Source organism: Enterobacter cloacae complex sp. 2022EL-00981 (assembly GCF_028737495.1).
In the GTDB taxonomy this organism is placed as follows: Bacteria; Pseudomonadota; Gammaproteobacteria; order Enterobacterales; family Enterobacteriaceae; genus Enterobacter; species Enterobacter cloacae.
In genome coordinates, this window is sequence record NZ_JAQZRK010000021.1 from 56808 (window position 1) to 75685 (window position 18878).

The following is an 18878-nucleotide window of genomic DNA, read 5'->3' on the forward strand; positions in this document are numbered from 1 at the left end:
GGTTTTGGCATATTTTGGGGTCAAAAAGTGCTGTATATCTGAAAAAGCGATGGTAGAATCCATTTTTAAGCAAACGGTGATTTTGAAAAAAATGGGTAACAACGTCGTCGTACTGGGCACCCAATGGGGTGACGAAGGTAAAGGGAAGATTGTTGATCTTCTGACTGAACGGGCTAAATATGTTGTACGCTACCAGGGCGGTCACAACGCAGGCCATACTCTCGTAATCAACGGTGAAAAAACCGTCCTCCATCTTATTCCATCAGGCATTCTCCGCGAAAACGTCACCAGCATCATCGGTAACGGCGTAGTGCTGTCTCCGGCTGCGCTGATGAAAGAGATGAAAGGTCTGGAAGACCGTGGTATCCCGGTTCGCGAGCGTCTGCTGCTCTCCGAAGCCTGCCCGCTGATCCTTGATTATCACGTGGCGCTGGACGTTGCGCGTGAAAAAGCGCGTGGCGCGAAAGCGATCGGCACTACCGGTCGTGGTATCGGCCCGGCTTATGAAGACAAAGTGGCTCGTCGCGGTCTGCGCGTGGGCGACCTGTTCGATAAAGCCACCTTCGCTGAAAAACTGAAAGAAGTGATGGAATATCACAACTTCCAGTTGGTGAACTTCTACAAAGCAGACGCTGTTGACTACCAGAAAGTGCTGGATGATGTCATGGCGATTGCAGACATTCTGACCGGCATGGTAGTTGATGTGTCCGATCTGCTGGACCAGGCGCGCAAGCGTGGCGATTTCGTCATGTTCGAAGGTGCGCAGGGTACGCTGCTGGATATCGACCACGGTACCTATCCGTACGTAACCTCCTCTAACACCACCGCAGGTGGCGTGGCGACCGGCTCTGGCCTGGGTCCACGTTATGTGGATTACGTTCTGGGCATCATCAAAGCGTACTCCACTCGCGTGGGTGCGGGTCCATTCCCGACCGAGCTGTTTGATGAAACCGGCGAGTTCCTGTGCAAGCAAGGTAACGAGTTTGGCGCGACCACCGGTCGTCGTCGTCGTACCGGCTGGCTGGATGCAGTGGCTGTGCGTCGTGCAGTGCAGATCAACTCCCTGTCTGGCTTCTGCCTGACCAAACTGGACGTCCTGGACGGCCTGAAAGAGGTGAAAATCTGCGTCGGCTACCGCATGCCAGATGGCCGTGAAGTGACCACCACTCCGCTGGCTGCTGACGACTGGGAAGGTATCGAGCCAATCTACGAAACCATGCCTGGCTGGTCTGAGACCACTTTCGGTGTGAAAGAGCGTAGCGGCCTGCCACAGGCAGCGCTGGATTACATCAAGCGCATTGAAGAACTGACCGAAGTGCCGATCGACATTATCTCTACCGGCCCGGATCGTACTGAAACGATGATCCTGCGCGACCCGTTCGACGCATAATCTTCGTGACTGCTGGCCTGCGGGAAAACCCGTAGGCCGGATAAGCGTAGCGCCATCCGGCGACCGCTCCTGGATATCCGCTTTTTCGCCCCGTCTGTCAAATAAATTAGCCCCTAACTATCTGGCTGGTTTATCATCATTAATGAATATCTCTGCGGTTTTACCGCGTTTTCCCTTTTTTCCTGAGGTTGATGTGCAGTTAACAAGTTTCACCGATTACGGCTTACGCGCGCTAATCTACATGGCGTCGTTACCCGATGGGAAAATGACCAGTATCTCTGAAGTGACAGAGGTCTACGGCGTGTCCCGTAATCATATGGTCAAAATAATCAATCAACTTAGTCGTGCCGGATACGTTGCTGCCGTCCGCGGGAAAAATGGTGGGATCCGTCTCGGTAAACCGGCGCAAAGTATTCGTATTGGGGATGTGGTGCGTGAACTGGAGCCTTTGTCTCTGGTGAACTGCAGCAGTGAGTTCTGCCACATTACACCCGCTTGTCGCCTGAAACAGGCGCTTTCTCTGGCCGTGCAAAGTTTTCTTAAGGAACTGGATAACTACACGCTGGCCGATTTGGTTGAAGAGAATCAACCGCTTTATAAATTATTGCTGGTGGAATGAAGAAAATTTCCACCGGAGCTGACAACGGAGGAACCGATATGTCACATGATCCTTTCCAGGAACGCGAAGCTGAAAAATACGCGAATCCTATCCCCAGCCGCGAGTTCATCATTGAACACTTAACAAAACGCGAAAAACCCGCCAATCGTGAAGAACTTGCTGTTGAATTAAACATTGAAGGTGAAGAGCAAACTGAAGCCCTTCGCCGCCGCCTGCGCGCCATGGAGCGCGACGGACAACTGGTCTTTACCCGCCGCCAGTGCTATGCGCTGCCAGAACGCCTCGACCTGTTGAAAGGGACCGTCATTGGTCACCGCGACGGTTACGGTTTTTTGCGCGTAGAGGGCCGCAAAGACGACCTCTACCTCTCATCCGAACAGATGAAGATGTGTATTCACGGCGACCAGATCCTGGCGCAACCGCTGGGTGCCGATCGTAAAGGCCGTCGCGAAGCACGCGTGGTTCGCGTGCTGGTGCCAAAAACCAGCCAGATCGTTGGCCGCTACTTTACCGATGCCGGTGTAGGCTTTGTGGTACCGGATGACAGCCGTCTGAGCTTCGATATCCTGATCCCGCCTGAAGAGGTGATGGGCGCGCGCATGGGCTTTGTGGTAGTAGTGGAGCTTACTCAACGTCCCACGCGTCGCACCAAAGCGGTAGGTAAAATCGTCGAAGTGCTGGGCGATAACATGGGTACCGGCATGGCTGTTGATATGGCCCTGCGTACGCATGAGATCCCTTACATCTGGCCAAAAGCGGTTGAAGAGCAGATTGTGGGTCTGAAGGAAGAGGTGCCGGAAGAGTCCAAAGCGGGACGCGTGGATCTCCGCAGTTTGCCGCTGGTCACCATTGATGGTGAAGATGCCCGCGACTTCGATGACGCCGTATACTGCGAGAAAAAACGCGGCGGCGGCTGGCGTCTGTGGGTTGCTATCGCCGACGTGAGCTATTACGTTCGTCCCCACACGCCGCTCGATAACGAAGCGCGCAGCCGTGGTACGTCGGTTTACTTCCCGTCTCAGGTGGTACCGATGCTGCCGGAAGTGCTCTCCAACGGCCTCTGTTCCCTGAACCCGCAGGTTGATCGCCTGTGTATGGTTTGCGAGATGACCATCTCCAGTAAAGGTCGCTTAACCGGTTATAAATTCTACGAAGCGGTAATGAGCTCCCATGCGCGTCTGACCTATACCAAGGTCTGGCATATGCTGCAGGGCGATCAGGATCTGCGTGAACAGTATGCGCCGCTAGTGAAGCACATCGAAGAGTTGCATAACCTCTACAAAACGCTGGATCAGGCGCGTGAAGAGCGTGGCGGGATCTCGTTTGAGAGCGAAGAGGCGAAGTTCATTTTCAACGCTGAACGCCGCATTGAGCGTATTGAACAGACCCAGCGTAACGATGCGCATAAGCTGATCGAAGAGTGTATGATCCTGGCGAACATCTCGGCGGCCCGTTTTGTCGAGAAAGCTAAAGAGCCGGCGCTGTTCCGTATCCACGATAAACCGTCGACGGAAGCCATTACTGCGTTCCGCTCCGTACTGGCTGAACTCGGTCTGGAGCTGCCTGGCGGTAACAAGCCAGAGCCGCGCGATTATGCTGAGCTGCTGGAATCCATTGGCGATCGTCCGGATGCAGAAATGCTGCAGACTATGCTGCTGCGCTCCATGAAGCAGGCGATTTACGACCCGGAAAACCGTGGTCACTTCGGTCTGGCGCTGCAGTCTTACGCGCACTTTACATCGCCGATCCGCCGTTATCCGGACCTGTCTTTGCACCGTGCGATCAAGTATCTGCTGGCGCAGGAGCAGGGCCATAAAGGGAACACGACTGAAACCGGCGGGTACCACTATTCAATGGAAGAGATGCTGCAGCTTGGCCAGCATTGTTCCATGACCGAACGCCGTGCCGATGAAGCGACGCGCGAAGTCTCTGACTGGCTGAAATGCGACTTTATGCTGGATCAGGTCGGTAACATTTTCAAAGGTGTTATCGCCAGCGTGACCGGGTTTGGTTTCTTTGTTCGCCTTGACGAGCTGTTTATCGACGGTCTGGTGCATGTCTCCAGCCTCGATAATGACTATTACCGTTTCGACCAGGTTGGACAACGTCTGATTGGTGAATCGGGTGGACAGACCTATCGCCTTGGCGATCGGGTGGAAGTCAAAGTCGAAGCCGTCAACATGGACGAGCGTAAGATTGACTTCAGTCTGATCTCCAGCGAGCGCGCGCCACGTAACGTAGGTAAAACCGCGCGTGAGAAGGCGAAAAAAGGCGGTAACGGCAACGCGAGCGGCAAACGTCGTCAGGCGGGTAAGAAAGTGAACTTCGAGCCAGACAGCGCCTTCCGCGGTGAGAAAAAGCAGAAGCCAAAAGCGGCGAAGAAAGAGGCTCGCAAGGCGAAAAAGCCGTCCGCGAAAACGCAGAAAATTGCTGCTGCGACCAAAGCGAAGCGCGCAGCGAAGAAACAGCAGGCGGAGTAAATTCTCCCCTCACCCTGACCCTCTCCCCACTGGGGAGAGGGGGAAATACCTATTATGAGAATCATCAATGAGTGAAATGATTTACGGCATCCACGCGGTGCAGGCCCTGCTGGAGCGCGCACCGGAGCGTTTTCAGGAAGTGTTCATTCTGAAAGGGCGTGAAGACAAACGTCTGATGCCGCTGATCCACGCACTGGAAGCGCAGGGCGTGGTGATCCAGCTGGCCAACCGCCAGTTCCTGGATGAGAAAAGTGAAGGCGCGGTTCACCAGGGGATTATTGCCCGCGTGAAGCCAGGCCGTCAGTATCAGGAAAACGATCTGCCGGATTTGATCGCTGCACTGGATAACCCGTTCTTCCTGATCCTTGATGGCGTGACCGATCCGCACAACCTCGGCGCGTGCCTGCGCAGCGCCGATGCGGCGGGCGTGCACGCGGTGATCGTACCGAAAGATCGTTCTGCACAACTGAACGCAACGGCGAAGAAAGTGGCCTGCGGTGCAGCGGAAAACGTTCCGCTGATCCGCGTCACCAACCTGGCGCGCACCATGCGTATGCTGCAGGAAGAGAATATCTGGATCGTCGGTACCGCCGGTGAAGCGGATCATACCCTGTATCAGAGCAAAATGACCGGCCGTCTGGCGCTGGTAATGGGTGCGGAAGGTGAAGGCATGCGTCGCCTGACGCGTGAGCACTGCGACGAGCTGATAAGCATCCCGATGGCGGGCAGCGTGTCGTCCCTGAACGTTTCTGTTGCAACGGGTATTTGCCTGTTTGAAGCGGTACGTCAGCGCGGCGAATAAACAGCAAGGCCGTCCTGTGGACGGCCTTTTGTGTTTTATCTCTCTCCCGGTGGGTGAGGGCACCAGACGGTGACAGCCTTACTCCTCCAACGTCCGCAAATGGTCATCCTTCCTGAGCGTCATCAGCGCCACAATACTCACCACCGCCGTCGCCATGACGTAATATGCCGGAATGTCGAGGTTTCCCGTCTCCTTAATCAACCCGGTAATAATAAGCCCCGCACACCCCGAGAAAATGGCATTCGACAAGGAATACGCCAGACCAAGCCCGGTATAGCGTACACGCGTCGGGAACATCTCTGAGAGCATTGCCGGCCCTGGACCTGCCAGCATGCCCACCAGACCGCCAGCTATCAATACCACGATCGCTTTTACCGCGAGGGTACTGGACTCCGCCTGCAGAATTTTCAGCAGCGGCAGGGCGAGGATCAGCAGTAACGCGGTGGCGATAATCATCACCGTGCGGCGGCCAATCCTGTCGCTCAGGATCCCCGACGGAATAATGGTGAGTGCAAAGCCGACGTTCGAAATCACGGCTATCAACAGTGCCTGGTTAAATCCGGTGTGCAGTGCCGATTGCAGATAGGTCGGCATAATCACCAGATAGGTATATCCCGCCGCCGACCAGACCATCACCCGGCCAATTCCCATCACGATCGCTTTAATTGTGGCGACGGTACTGGCCTGCGCGATCAGCGGTTTTTCCTGCTGCTGCACGAAGCTCGGCGTCTCTTCCATACTCACCCGCAACCAGAGCGCCACCACCCCCATAGGCAGGGCCAGGAAAAATGGGATACGCCAGCCCCAGTCATGCAGGGCTTCCGGTGTCAGTAAGGCAGAAAGCAAGGCGACAATACCCGCGCCCGCTAATAGCCCCAGCGCCACCGTGAACGATTGCCATGCGCCATACAGACCACGTTTACCGCGTGGTGCAAATTCCGTCATCAAGGAAACCGCACCACCGTACTCACCCCCCGCGAACAATCCCTGCAGGATGCGCAGCAACGTAACGATCAGCGGCGCAGCGATACCGATGCTGGCATAGACTGGCACAACACCGATGGCGGCGGTGGCGAGCGTCATCAGCACCAGCACAATAATCAGCGTCGGTTTTCGGCCAATCCGGTCACCGATGCGGCCAAACACCACCGCCCCCAGTGGGCGGAAGAAGAAAGCGATGGCAAACGAGGCGTAGGTGAGGATCAGGCTGGTCAGCCCCGACTCGCCTTCAAGCTGGAAGAAGTTTTTCGCAATCACGGTGGTCAGAAAGCCGTAGACCGCAAACTCATACCACTCGATGAAATTACCAATGGAGCCTGCAATTAACGCACGCTTATGCGCATTCGGTTGCATAACTTTCCTCACTGAAAGGGGTAAGAATAAATTATTCAATAAAAGTGAAGTGATGAAATAGTTTATTCTTATGTTCTGTGAGCTATTTCACGAATGATATCAGCGGGATCGCTACCGTGTGACCTTACTCCCATGCAGCGTGCACGGGGTCTGTCCATACTTATCTTCATTGCCACTGAAGGAGGGAGACAGCATGCACTGGCAAACACATACCGTTTTTAACCAACCCGCACCGCTTTCGAACAGCAACCTTTTTCTCTCTGATTGTGCCCTGCGTGACGCGGTGGCCCGCGAAGGCGCGGAGTGGGATAGCGAGTTGCTGGCCAGTATAGGCCAGCAGTTAGGTACGGCGGAGTCGCTGGAGCTTGGCAGGCTGGCGAACGTCAATCCGCCGGAGTTACTTCGCTATGACCCCACCGGTGAGCGGCTGGATGATGTCCGTTTTCACCCCGCCTGGCATCTTCTGATGCAGGGGCTGTGCGCTAACCGGGTGCATAACCTGGCGTGGGAAGAGGAGGCGCGTAAAGGCTCCTTTGTCGCTCGCGCCGCGCGCTTCGTGTTGCATGCTCAGGTTGAGGCCGGAACGCTGTGCCCCGTGACCATGACGTTTGCCGCCACGCCGCTGCTGCAACAGGCGCTCCCTGAACCTTTCCAGAACTGGCTCACGCCGCTACTGAGCGATCGTTATGATCCTCACCTTGCCCCTGGAGCCCAAAAGCGCGGCCTGCTGATCGGCATGGGGATGACGGAAAAACAGGGCGGCTCGGACGTGCTCAGCAACACTACCAAAGCAGAAAAGTGCAGCGACGGCAGCTACCGGCTGGTGGGTCATAAGTGGTTTTTCTCTGTGCCACAAAGCGATGCGCATCTGGTGCTGGCGCAGGCGAAAGGCGGGTTGTCCTGCTTTTTTGTTCCTCGCTTTTTGCCTGACGGGCAGCGCAACGCCGTGCGCCTGGAGCGGCTGAAAGACAAGCTCGGCAACCGCTCTAACGCCAGCAGTGAAGCGGAGTTTCTGGATGCGTCCGGCTGGCTGTTAGGGGAAGAGGGGGAAGGGGTACGACAGATCCTTCGCATGGGCGGGTTAACGCGTTTTGACTGCGCTCTGGGCAGCCATGGGTTGATGCGTCGGGCATTATCCGTGGCGCTGTACCACGCCCATCAGCGGCAGACGTTCGGGAAAAACCTCATCGATCAGCCGCTGATGCGCGACGTCCTGAGCCGCATGGCGCTGGTGCTGGAGGGGCAAACGGCGCTGCTGTTTCGTCTTGCCCGGGCGTGGGATAAACGCGCCGATCCGCAGGAGGCGGCCTGGGCGCGGCTTTTCACGCCAGCCGCGAAATTCAGCGTCTGCAAAGCGGGTATCCCGTTTGTGGCAGAGGCGATGGAGGTGTTGGGCGGCATCGGGTACTGCGAGGAGAGTGAACTCCCCCGGCTGTATCGCGAGATGCCGGTGAACAGCATCTGGGAAGGCTCAGGGAACATCATGTGTCTGGATGTTCTGCGCGTTCTGGCGAAGCAGCCGGGTATGTTCGATCTGCTGGCAGAGGATTTTGCGCAGGTGAAAGGTCAGGACAGACACTTCGATCGCAGCTGGCGGCAGTTGCAGCAAAAACTGCGTAAACCGCAGGAGGCGCAGGGGCGGGAGATTGCGCATCAGCTATTCCTGCTGGGCGCCGGAAGCCAGATGCTGCGGCACGCCTCTCCGCCCGTCGCACAGGCGTGGTGCCGCATGATGCTGGATACCCGTGGCGGCACGCTGATGACAGAGCAGGTTCAAAGCGATCTTCTGCTACGCGCCACGGGCAGGGTAGGCTAGTTTTTAAGCTGGAACAGGCTCACCAGTTGAGTGAGGTGCGACCCTTTCTCGCGCAGTGATTGTGCGGTTTGCTCGCTGCGCGAGACGCGATCGGCGTTGATGTGGGAGGCTTCACCAATATGGGTCATGGCCAGATTCACCTGACGGATCCCCGCCGACTGTTCGCGGGATGCATGGTTAATCTCGGTCACCAGTTGGTTGATGTTATCGATGTGCGCGATGATGGCATCCATCGCCAGACGCGTCTGCTCTGAGAGCGCATGGCCTTCACTCACCTTGTTCAGCGTGTCGCCAATCAGCTGCTCAATCTCTTTCACCGCATTAGCGCTGCGTGCCGCCAGGGCGCGCACTTCCTGCGCGACCACAGCAAACCCTTTTCCGTGTTCGCCGGCGCGTGCTGCTTCAACCGCTGCATTAAGCGCCAGAATGTTAGTCTGGAAAGCAATCGACTCAATCACGCGCGTGATGTCCTCGATGCGCTTTGAGGCGTCGCGAATAGCATCCATGGTGGAGACTGCGTGCGTCACCGTCTCGCCCCCCTGATGCACCGCGCGTGAGGTTTCCCCCACCAACTGCTGCGTCTGTTCCATATTGGCCGCGTTTTGCTGCACGGTTGCGGCGAGTTGTTCCATACTCGCAGAGGTCTCTTCAACGCTGCTGGCCTGTTTGTTGATCTGCTCTGAGATCTCACCGGTATCAGAGGCCAGGGCGTTAGTCCCCAGATGGATCTCGCCTGCGGCCTCGCGTACCTGCAGGACAATTTTTTCCAGACCACCGCCGATCCCATTGATGGCGTCGATAAGCTGGCCAACCTCATCCTGGCGGGTAACGGCCAGGCTGGCACGCAGATCGCCTGCCGCATATTGTCGGGCAAGGTGAATGACGTTACGCAGCGGGCGCGTCAGCATGCGACGAATGATGATGACAAACAGCGCGGCAAACAGGACTGACAGCGCCACGCCTGCCAGCAGGAAGCGATCCCGCATCGTGGTGACGCTTGAGAGCAGGACCGATTTATCCACTTCCCCCACAATGGTCCAGTTCCAGCCCGGCAGCGGCGTGTAGGCCATTTTCAGTATGCGACCGTCCTCACTTACGCGTTCCAGCGTACCCGGGGTATTGCTCAGCAACTGCTGCTGGGTGGCGCTGTCCCACTCAGGCAACTGGCCTTCTCTGCTCGTGTGGAACAGGAACTGTCCGCGCGTTTTACCGTTGCTGCGATCCAGCACGAAGAAGTGTCCACTGTCACCTAAACGGCGATTGAGGATTTTTTCGCGCATTACGTTCCAGGAGTGGGTGATATCCACACCAACAAAAATGATCCCAATGACCTGGCCGTCTGCGTTTTTGAACGGCTGATACTGGGTGATATAGCGCTTGCCGAACAGCAGCGCCAGACCACGATAGACCTCGCCTTTAGTGACGGCCGCATAGGCCGGGCTGGCAGTGTCCAGAACGGTACCCATTGCCCGATCGCCGTTCTCTTTGCGCAGGGAGGTGGCGACACGGACAAAATCATTACCGCTACGCACAAACAGGGTCGAGATTGCCCCTGTACGCTTGAGGAAATCGTCAGAAAGGGCATTGTTTTCATGCAGGCCCGTTTCTCCCCCTTTCAGAAGGGGCACGCTAAGCCCGTTAATGGTCTGGAGTTGACTACTGTCGACGCTCAAAGGCTGCGGTAAAAAGGTAGTGAACAGCCGGGTATAGCTCTCGACCTCTTCGCTCAGACTGGTGTTAAACATCTGTACCATATCAACCATACCGGTGGACTGGTTATGCAGGTCTTCTACCGCAAGGGCTTCAAGCTGCTGGCTGGCTTTATGGCTGAGCAGAAAAGTGAAAAGCAAAAACAGCGTGGCGACACTCACACCGGTAAGAAGCGATAGCTTTGCGCCCAGACCCGCACGGCGAAAAAAGGTGATCATAAATTGCTCATTATTGAAAAGGTATGGCTTTTCAACGGCAGGGCAGAGCTAACATTTACTTAAAAAATGTAACAAAAGGTTATCAAATTGTTTTTTATGGCTTTGAAGGGAGATAAAAAATTTGCAAAAACGAAAAGCCACTAAAAATAAGTGGCTTTTATCGGAGATGATTAGACATAGAGAATAGCTTGTACGCGCCAATGATCGCTACGGTTATCTTCCTGCATCTGTACAATGCGATACCAGGAAGCGCCCTGTTCATCGGCTTTTAATGCCACGACACGTTCAACATCTTGCGGGCTCCCCGAAATGTTATTGACGGAGATCTGGCCAATTTCATTAAGGCCAGTGACGCAATCAGCACTGGCGAATTCTGCTGACTGTGCAGTCGTGCTCACAAGGCCTGCCGAGAGCAACAGAGAGGTCAAAGCAAGAGTTCGTTTCATTGTCAGCTCCATTTCACATTTCTCCGGTATCCGCCGGGCACTCCTTCGCAAATAAACTCACTTCCATTGTCGCGGGCATGGAGTTTATTGTGGACAGGAAAATGTCTATGGACGCAAAGCAGTGTAAATGTCGTTCAAATGAAGATCGTTATTTACGGTACAAAATAGCCTGTGAGTACCACTGGCCCGTAATGATGGTTTCATCGATCATAATGATGACGAAATAATCTGCTTTAGCGGCGGCAGCTTGCGCCTTTATTGACTCCTCTGCGTCATCCGGGGATCCGCGAACCAGCGCGGAGACGGTACCCATTCGTTGTAATCCTTCCGTCTGATTACGACGAATCTCCTGCGGATGATCGGCGACCGGGGGAGCGGGTTGCGGTGTCCCCTGTAGCGCACTACAGCCACTGAGCAGAAACAGCAACAATAAAGTAGCAAACCTGCGCATAACCATATCTCGTTTCCTGATAGCCATAGTGTAGTTGTCTGCGAATTTAGTTTTGGGGGAATGTTCCCGAAGTGTTATCTGGTACGTATATTTCGAATGAAAATATCGTGAAAGCGTAATCCAGTTCTCAACATTATGAATCATTCATCAGCACAGGGTCGACAATGATTGAAATTGAAACTCGCCGCCTCGGCAATCATGAAATATTACACGCTCTCCCTGCGGGGAAACATGCGCAACCGCTGCCTGTTGTGGTTTTTTATCATGGCTTTACCTCATCAAAGCTGGTTTACAGCTACTTTGCGGTGGCGCTGGCGCAGGCCGGTTTTCGGGTAGTGATGCCGGATGCGCCCGATCACGGTGCACGTTTTACCGGTGATGAACAGGTGCGACTGGGGCAGTTCTGGCAGATTTTACACGGTAGCCTGAGCGAATTTGCCGGGCTGCGCGATGCGCTTTACCAGGCGGGGCTGGTGGCGGATCAACGGCTGGCGGTGGCCGGCGCATCGATGGGGGGAATGACGGCGCTCGGGATCATGGCCCGTCACCCTGAGGTGACCTCCGTGGCGTGCCTGATGGGCTCGGGCTATTTTACGTCATTGTCAAAAACGCTGTTTCCACCGCAAGACGCGACGGAGATTGACGCGTTGCTGGCCGAATGGGAAGTGACCCGGGCGTTACCGCGTCTGGCCGATCGACCGTTGCTGTTGTGGCATGGTGACGCGGATGATGTGGTGCCCCCTGGCGAAACCTTCCGTCTCCAGCAGGCACTACAGCGCGAAGGGCTGGACGGCAACCTGACCTGCCTGTGGGAAGCGGGGGTTCGCCACCGTATCACGCCAGCGGCGCTGGACGCGACGGTGGATTTTTTCCGCCAGCATCTTTAAACGCGCAGAATTTTGACGCCCTGATCTTCCAGCTTCTGGAGGATCTCTGGATTGGCATGTTTGCCGGTGATCACCATGTCAATCTGCTCGGCGCGGCTGAACAACATCCCTGCACGCTCGCCGACTTTGCTGCTGTCGACCAGTACGACGAGCTTGCCCACGACGTTAAGCATATTTTGCTCAGCCATCGCAGTTAACATGTCGGTTTTGTAGAGCCCATCCGCGGTCAGGCCTTTGCCGCTGGTAAACATCCAGTGCCCGGCATAGAGGCTGTTTTCACTGTCCTGCGGGCTGAGGGTAATGGACTGGCTCTTATTATACTGGCCGCCCATGATCACCACGCTTTCATGTTCCTGATCGATGAGATAGTTAGCCAGTGGCAGATAGTTGGTGATGATTTGCACCGGTTTACCGCACATCTCGCGGCCCAGCAGAAATGCCGTGGAGCCACAGTTGATCACCACGCTCTCACCCGGGTTGACCAGCTGCGATGCGGCTCTCGCAATGCGCACTTTTTCATCGTGGTTTTGCGCCTGATGGATGTTCATCGGCGTCCAGCGAGGGCGCTGCTGGCTAATGGCTTCCGCGCCGTTACGGACTTTTTTCAGCTTACCGCTCTCATCCAGCTTATTGATGTCTCGTCGCGCCGTCGCGGGGGAAATCCCTAAACGTTCGATCACTTTCTCGACGGTGATAAACCCTGTTTGCGCCAGGAGTTCCAGTAATATTTGATGCCGTTGCGCTTCCGTCATGAGCTATTCCGATAAGAATTGATTTGAAAAGATGATATTTGAAATAGCGTGAAATTACTAAAATAAATATGAAATCGCCAGACGCAAGGTCTGGCGATGGGGTTTCACAATCAGAGGAATGACTTGAACGGCAGGTCTGGCTCAATGGTGAAGCAATCATCGAAACCGCGTGGGTAGTGATACTCGAAATTGTCTTTGTCCAGCGGCCAGGTGAACTTACCGCCTACCTGCCAGATAAATGGCTTGAAGCCATACTTCAGACGGTCTTTTTTCATCTCCCACAGTACGCGGATTTCCTGCGGATCGGCCTGGAAGTTTGACCAGATATCGTGGTGGAAAGGAATCACCACTTTGGTGTTCAGTGCTTCCGCCATGCGCAGCATATCGGCGCTGGTCATTTTGTCGGTAATGCCGCGCGGGTTCTCGCCGTAGGAGCCCAGCGCCACGTCAATCTGATGCTCGTTACCATGCTTCGCATAGTAGTTGGAGTAGTGAGAATCACCACTGTGGTACAGGGAACCGCCAGGGGTTTTAAACAGATAATTTACTGCTCGCTCATCCATGCCGTCTGGCAGGACGCCTGCGGCTTTCTGGTCCGCGGGCAGGGTGATCAGCGCGGTGCGGTCAAAGGCGTCCAGCGCGTGGATTTCAATGTCTTTAATTTTTACCACGTCGCCTGGCTTCATGACGATGCAGCGCTCTTTCGGCACGCCCCAGCCAATCCAGAGATCCACGCAGGTCTGCGGCCCGATAAACGGCACGTCGTCCGCACAGTTTTGCATCACCGCTGCCGCCACGTTTACATCGATGTGATCGTTATGATCGTGGGTGGAAAGGACGGCGTCGATCTGGCGAATGGCAAAAGGATCAAGAACAAACGGCGTGGTACGCAGGTTTGGCTGCAATTTTTCTACACCTGCCATGCGCTGCATCTGATGACCTTTTTTCATCAGCGGATTGCCGTGGCTCTGCTTGCCGGTACCGCACCAGAAATCAACGCAAATATTGGCGCCACCCTCGGATTTCAGCCAGATGCCGGTGCAACCCAGCCACCACATTGCAAACGTACCAGGAGCAACCTGTTCCTGCTCAATCTCTTCATTCAGCCAGCTGCCCCATTCCGGGAAGGTGCTCAGAATCCATGATTCACGGGTGATGGTGTTCACTTTACTCATCGTTTTGACTCCTGGTTTAATCAAAAGTAATCATTAGGTGATTTGTTGTGATTAATGCTGGCACTCTTTGAATCGGTTTGCAACGAGTAAATTGAGGAAATTTATCTTCGCCATGTCACGGATAATCCATTTTTACGTTGTTAGAATATCCTCTATCAATGATTAATTGCATGAATTGTAAGAAATAATTTATTCGTCGGAATCGGTAGTGAAAATCATTACTAACAGCGTGGAAATAATTTGCGTGATACGTCACAAATAATCAAATGCAATCTTGTGGTGATTATTTGTGATTAATAGAGTGATGACACCAACCGAACAGGGATTACCCCTCGTGTTCTCATTTCTGGAGAGAGTTATGGAGATCCTCTACAACGTCTTTACCGTGTTCTTTAATCAGGTAATGACTAACGCCCCGCTTTTGCTGGGTATCGTGACGTGCCTGGGCTACATCCTTCTGCGCAAAAGCGTCAGCGTCATCATCAAAGGCACAATCAAAACCATCATTGGTTTCATGCTGTTGCAGGCGGGTTCAGGCATTCTGACCAGTACCTTTAAACCCGTTGTTGCCAAAATGTCTGAAGTGTATGGCATCAACGGCGCCATCTCTGACACCTACGCGTCGATGATGGCCACCATTGACCGCATGGGAGATGCCTACAGTTGGGTAGGGTACGCGGTACTGCTCGCGCTGGCGTTGAACATCATTTACGTTCTGCTGCGCCGCATTACCGGCATCCGCACCATCATGCTGACTGGCCACATTATGTTCCAGCAGGCCGGGCTGATTGCGGTGTCTCTCTATATCTTCGGCTACCCCATGTGGACCACGATTATCTGCACCGCCGTGCTGGTATCGCTCTACTGGGGTATCACCTCCAACATGATGTACAAGCCGACGCAGGAGGTCACCGACGGCTGCGGTTTCTCTATCGGCCATCAGCAGCAATTCGCCGCCTGGCTCGCTTACAAGGTCGCACCGTACCTGGGTAAAAAAGAGGACAGCGTAGAAGATCTCAAGCTGCCGGGCTGGCTGAATATCTTCCACGACAACATCGTTTCAACCGCCATTGTGATGACCATCTTCTTCGGCGCCATTCTGCTCTCCTTCGGGATTGATGTGGTGCAGGCGATGGCGGGGAAAACGCACTGGACGGTTTATATCCTGCAGACCGGTTTCTCCTTCGCGGTAGCCATTTTCATCATTACCCAGGGCGTCCGTATGTTTGTTGCCGAACTGTCTGAAGCCTTTAATGGGATCTCCCAACGCCTGATTCCTGGTGCGGTGCTGGCGATTGACTGTGCGGCTATCTACAGCTTTGCGCCAAACGCGGTGGTCTGGGGCTTCATGTGGGGCACCATCGGCCAGTTGATTGCGGTAGGCATTCTGGTCGGCTGCGGCTCATCCATTCTGATTATTCCTGGCTTTATCCCAATGTTCTTCTCCAACGCCACCATTGGCGTCTTTGCTAACCACTTTGGCGGCTGGCGCGCGGCGCTCAAGATCTGTCTGGTGATGGGCATGGTGGAGATCTTCGGTTGCGTGTGGGCGGTCAAGCTCACCGGCATGAACGCTTGGATGGGCATGGCGGACTGGTCAATTCTGGCACCGCCAATGATGCAGGGCTTTGCGTCCGTCGGGCTGGTCTTTATGGCCGTCATCATCCTGATTGCTCTGGCTTATATGTTCTTCGCTGGCCGTTCTCTGCGAGCTGAAGAAGATGCGGAAAAACAAACAGCAGAAGTTTCTGCTCACTAAGGAGTTTCGATTATGACCGTACGTATCCTGGCTGTGTGTGGCAATGGGCAAGGTAGCTCCATGATCATGAAGATGAAAGTGGACCAGTTTTTAACCCAGTCAAACATTGACCACACGGTGAACAGCTGCGCGGTGGGGGAATACAAAAGTGAACTGAACGGCGCCGATATCATCATCGCGTCTACCCATATCGCCGGTGAAATTAGCGTTTCTGGCAACAAGTATGTCGTGGGGGTACGCAACATGCTCTCCCCTGCGGATTTCGGCCCAAAACTGCTGGAAGTGATCAAAGCGCACTTCCCCCAGGACGTGAAGTAAGGACGCCACATGAAACTACGTGATTCGCTGGCAGAGAATAACTCCATCCTTTTACAGGCCGAGGCCAGCACCTGGCAGGAGGCGGTCAAGCTGAGCGTGGATCTGCTGGTTAAGGCTGACGTTGTCGAGCCGCGGTATTACCAGGCCATTCTTGATGGTGTGGCGCAGCATGGTCCTTATTTTGTCATCGCGCCAGGCCTTGCAATGCCACACGGTCGCCCGGAAGAGGGCGTGAAGAAAACCGGCTTCGCGCTGGTAACGCTGAAAACGCCTTTGGTGTTTAACCATGAAGATAACGACCCGGTCGACATCCTGATCACCATGGCGGCCGTCGATGCCAATACCCATCAGGAGGTTGGCATCATGCAGATCGTTAACCTGTTTGATGACGAAGCGAATTTTGATCGTTTACGCGCCTGCCGCACCGAGCAGGAAGTGCTGGATTTAATTGATAACGCCACAGCGGCGGCAGTTTAAGAAGGAATTGAAAATGTCATTACCAATGTTGCAGGTCGCGCTGGATAACCAGACTCTGTCCGATGCGTATGAAACCACCCGCTTGATTGCGGAAGAGGTGGATATTATCGAAGTTGGCACCATTCTGTGCGTAGGCGAAGGCGTGCGCGCCGTTCGCGATCTGAAAGCGCTCTACCCGCATAAAATCGTGCTGGCCGATGCCAAGATTGCCGATGCAGGCAAAATTCTCTCCCGCATGTGTTTTGAAGCCAATGCCGACTGGGTCACTGTGATCTGCTGTGCAGATATCAACACCGCGAAAGGCGCGCTGGATGTGGCGAAAGAGTTCAACGGCGATGTGCAGATTGAACTGACCGGTTTCTGGACCTGGGAACAGGCCCAGGCGTGGCGCGATGCTGGCATTCAGCAGGTCGTTTATCACCGCAGCCGTGATGCGCAGGCCGCCGGCGTGGCGTGGGGAGATGCGGATATCAGCGCCATTAAACGTCTTGCTGACATGGGCTTTAAAGTGACCGTTACCGGTGGCCTGGCACTGGAAGATCTGCCGCTGTTTAAAGGTATCCCTATTCACGTCTTTATCGCGGGTCGCAGCATTCGTGATGCCGCGTCTCCGGTGGAAGCGGCACGTCAGTTCAAACGTTCAATCGCTCAGCTTTGGGGCTAAGGAGCGGGTATGTTGTCTAAACAGGTCCCGCTTGGCATCTATGAAAAGGCACTCCCTGCGGGGGAGTGCTGGCTGGAGCGGCTGAAACTGGCGAAACAGTTGGGCTTCGATTTTGTCGAAATGTCCGTGGATGAGACCGATGAACGTCTTTCTCGCCTCGACTGGAGCCAGGAGCAGCGTCTGGCGCTGGTGAGTGCGGTCGCCGAAACGGGCGTACGCGTGCCGTCTATGTGCCTCAGTGCCCACCGTCGTTTTCCGCTTGGCAGTGAAGATGATACGGTGCGCGCGCAGGGGCTGGAGATCATGCGTAAAGCCATTCGTTTTGCGCAGGATGTGGGTATTCGCGTGATACAGCTTGCCGGGTATGACGTTTACTATCAGGAAGCCAATGACGAAACGCGTCGTCGTTTTCGTGATGGCCTGAAAGAGAGCGTTGAAATGGCTAGCCGCGCGCAGGTGACGCTGGCGATGGAGATCATGGACTATCCGTTAATGAACTCGATCAGCAAGGCGCTGGGCTACGCGCATTACCTGAACAATCCGTGGTTCCAGCTCTATCCTGATATCGGCAACCTGTCGGCGTGGGATAACGGCGTACAAATGGAACTGCTGGCGGGGATGGGCCATATCGTCGCGGTTCATGTCAAAGATACGCGTCCTGGGGTATTCAAAAACGTTCCGTTCGGCACCGGGGTGGTGGATTTCGAACGGTGCTTCCAGACGCTCAAACAGGCGGGGTATTGCGGACCTTACCTGATTGAGATGTGGAGCGAAACGTCAGATGACCCGGCAGGTGAAGTGGCTAACGCTCGCGACTGGGTACGGGAACGTATGGCACGGGCCGGCTTACTGGAGGCTGAATATGCTTAAGCTTAAGCAGCAGGTCTTTGACGCTAATATGGATCTCCCGCGCTATGGGTTGGTGACCTTCACCTGGGGAAACGTCAGTGCTATCGACCGAGAGCAAGGGCTCGTGGTGATTAAGCCTAGCGGCGTGGCATATGACGCCATGAGCCCTGACGATATGGTGGTGGTTGATCTTGAGGGTAACGTTGTCGACGGCAAATGGCGCCCTTCTTCAGATACAGCCACCCATCTGGCGCTCTACCGGCGTTACCCTACTCTTGGCGGCGTAGTGCATACGCACTCTACGCATGCCACAGCCTGGGCGCAGGCGGGGCGGGCAATTCCGGCTCTGGGAACCACGCATGCGGACTACTTCTTTGGTGACATTCCGTGCACGCGGGCACTCACGCAGACAGAAGTGGAAGGCGAGTACGAGCTCAACACCGGCAACGTCATTATCGAAACGCTGGGTGAGAGCGAACCGCTGCATACGCCGGGCATTGTGGTCTATCAGCACGGTCCGTTCGCCTGGGGAAAAGATGCGCATGACGCTGTCCATAACGCGGTAGTCATGGAGGAGGTGGCACGCATGGCGTGGATTGCTCGCGGCATCAACCCACAGCTTCAGGGCATTGATGATTACCTGATGAACAAGCATTTCATGCGCAAGCACGGTCCAAACGCCTATTACGGGCAGAAGTGAATAAGTGCTCTG

18 protein-coding genes are annotated in these 18878 nt (G+C 54.9%); 12 read left to right on the plus strand and 6 right to left on the minus strand.

The window, feature by feature from the left end:
* Positions 1–91 precede the first annotated feature (91 nt).
* The 4 genes from PUZ33_RS17330 to rlmB all read left to right on the plus strand — a co-directional run bounded on the left by PUZ33_RS17330 (position 92) and on the right by rlmB (position 5291).
* Positions 92–1390: an adenylosuccinate synthase gene (locus PUZ33_RS17330; RefSeq protein WP_006178975.1), complete on the plus strand. Its 1299-nt coding sequence runs from the start codon at positions 92–94 to the stop codon at positions 1388–1390.
* A gap of 193 nt (positions 1391–1583) precedes the next feature.
* A complete protein-coding gene (nsrR, locus tag PUZ33_RS17335) occupies positions 1584–2009 on the plus strand; it encodes a nitric oxide-sensing transcriptional repressor NsrR (RefSeq protein WP_014830384.1) in 426 nt (141 codons plus the stop codon).
* 38 nt (positions 2010–2047) lie between these two features.
* Positions 2048–4489 (plus strand): ribonuclease R, encoded by a 2442-nt coding sequence (rnr, locus tag PUZ33_RS17340; protein WP_013095293.1) that lies wholly within the window; start codon positions 2048–2050, stop codon positions 4487–4489.
* 67 nt (positions 4490–4556) lie between these two features.
* Positions 4557–5291, plus strand: a complete 735-nt coding sequence (gene rlmB, locus PUZ33_RS17345; protein ID WP_013095294.1) for a 23S rRNA (guanosine(2251)-2'-O)-methyltransferase RlmB — start codon at positions 4557–4559, stop codon at positions 5289–5291.
* A gap of 78 nt (positions 5292–5369) precedes the next feature.
* On the opposite strand, the gene PUZ33_RS17350 is transcribed toward rlmB, so the two are convergent.
* Positions 5370–6644 (minus strand): MFS transporter, encoded by a 1275-nt coding sequence (locus PUZ33_RS17350; protein WP_058680760.1) that lies wholly within the window; start codon positions 6642–6644, stop codon positions 5370–5372.
* Between the two features lie 193 nt (positions 6645–6837).
* Between PUZ33_RS17350 and PUZ33_RS17355 the strand changes: the two genes are divergently transcribed.
* Positions 6838–8460, plus strand: a complete 1623-nt coding sequence (locus tag PUZ33_RS17355; RefSeq protein WP_013095296.1) for an isovaleryl-CoA dehydrogenase — start codon at positions 6838–6840, stop codon at positions 8458–8460.
* Here PUZ33_RS17355 and PUZ33_RS17360 read toward each other — a convergent pair.
* The 3 genes from PUZ33_RS17360 to bsmA form a co-directional block, all read right to left on the minus strand.
* Entirely contained in the window at positions 8457–10388 is a 1932-nt protein-coding gene (locus PUZ33_RS17360) for a methyl-accepting chemotaxis protein (RefSeq protein WP_058680761.1), read from the minus strand. The genes PUZ33_RS17355 and PUZ33_RS17360 overlap by 4 nt on opposite strands.
* A gap of 170 nt (positions 10389–10558) precedes the next feature.
* Positions 10559–10846: a DUF1471 family protease activator YjfN gene (gene yjfN, locus PUZ33_RS17365; RefSeq protein ID WP_043951556.1), complete on the minus strand. Its 288-nt coding sequence runs from the start codon at positions 10844–10846 to the stop codon at positions 10559–10561.
* A gap of 136 nt (positions 10847–10982) precedes the next feature.
* Positions 10983–11312, minus strand: coding sequence for a biofilm peroxide resistance protein BsmA (bsmA, locus tag PUZ33_RS17370; RefSeq protein ID WP_274205350.1), 330 nt, complete (start codon positions 11310–11312; stop codon positions 10983–10985).
* Positions 11313–11449: 137 nt separating this feature from the next.
* On the opposite strand from bsmA, the gene yjfP reads away from it, so the two are divergent.
* Positions 11450–12172, plus strand: a complete 723-nt coding sequence (gene yjfP, locus PUZ33_RS17375) for an esterase (RefSeq protein WP_046887402.1) — start codon at positions 11450–11452, stop codon at positions 12170–12172.
* Here the strand turns inward: yjfP and ulaR are convergent.
* Positions 12169–12924, minus strand: a complete 756-nt coding sequence (gene ulaR / locus PUZ33_RS17380; RefSeq protein WP_013095301.1) for an HTH-type transcriptional regulator UlaR — start codon at positions 12922–12924, stop codon at positions 12169–12171. The genes yjfP and ulaR overlap by 4 nt on opposite strands.
* Positions 12925–13034: 110 nt before the next feature.
* On the minus strand, positions 13035–14099 hold the full coding sequence (ulaG, locus tag PUZ33_RS17385; RefSeq protein ID WP_024907323.1) for an L-ascorbate 6-phosphate lactonase: 1065 nt from the start codon (positions 14097–14099) through the stop codon (positions 13035–13037).
* Between the two features lie 358 nt (positions 14100–14457).
* On the opposite strand from ulaG, the gene ulaA reads away from it, so the two are divergent.
* The 6 genes from ulaA to PUZ33_RS17415 are packed head-to-tail and all read left to right on the plus strand — an operon-like array spanning position 14458 to position 18866.
* Positions 14458–15858: a PTS ascorbate transporter subunit IIC gene (ulaA, locus tag PUZ33_RS17390; RefSeq protein ID WP_058680763.1), complete on the plus strand. Its 1401-nt coding sequence runs from the start codon at positions 14458–14460 to the stop codon at positions 15856–15858.
* Between the two features lie 12 nt (positions 15859–15870).
* Positions 15871–16176 carry a PTS ascorbate transporter subunit IIB gene (gene ulaB / locus PUZ33_RS17395; protein WP_004109091.1) on the plus strand — a complete coding sequence of 102 codons (306 nt, stop codon included), beginning with the start codon at positions 15871–15873 and terminating at the stop codon, positions 16174–16176.
* A 9-nt stretch (positions 16177–16185) separates the two neighbouring features.
* Complete coding sequence (gene ulaC / locus PUZ33_RS17400) at positions 16186–16653, plus strand: PTS ascorbate transporter subunit IIA (RefSeq protein WP_013095304.1); 468 nt, start codon at positions 16186–16188, stop codon at positions 16651–16653.
* Between the two features lie 13 nt (positions 16654–16666).
* On the plus strand, positions 16667–17317 hold the full coding sequence (ulaD, locus tag PUZ33_RS17405) for a 3-keto-L-gulonate-6-phosphate decarboxylase UlaD (RefSeq protein ID WP_013095305.1): 651 nt from the start codon (positions 16667–16669) through the stop codon (positions 17315–17317).
* A gap of 9 nt (positions 17318–17326) precedes the next feature.
* Positions 17327–18187, plus strand: a complete 861-nt coding sequence (locus PUZ33_RS17410) for an L-ribulose-5-phosphate 3-epimerase (protein ID WP_252107867.1) — start codon at positions 17327–17329, stop codon at positions 18185–18187.
* Positions 18180–18866: an L-ribulose-5-phosphate 4-epimerase gene (locus tag PUZ33_RS17415; protein ID WP_058680764.1), complete on the plus strand. Its 687-nt coding sequence runs from the start codon at positions 18180–18182 to the stop codon at positions 18864–18866. The genes PUZ33_RS17410 and PUZ33_RS17415 overlap by 8 nt, the downstream gene beginning before the upstream one ends.
* The last annotated feature ends 12 nt before the right edge of the window (positions 18867–18878 follow it).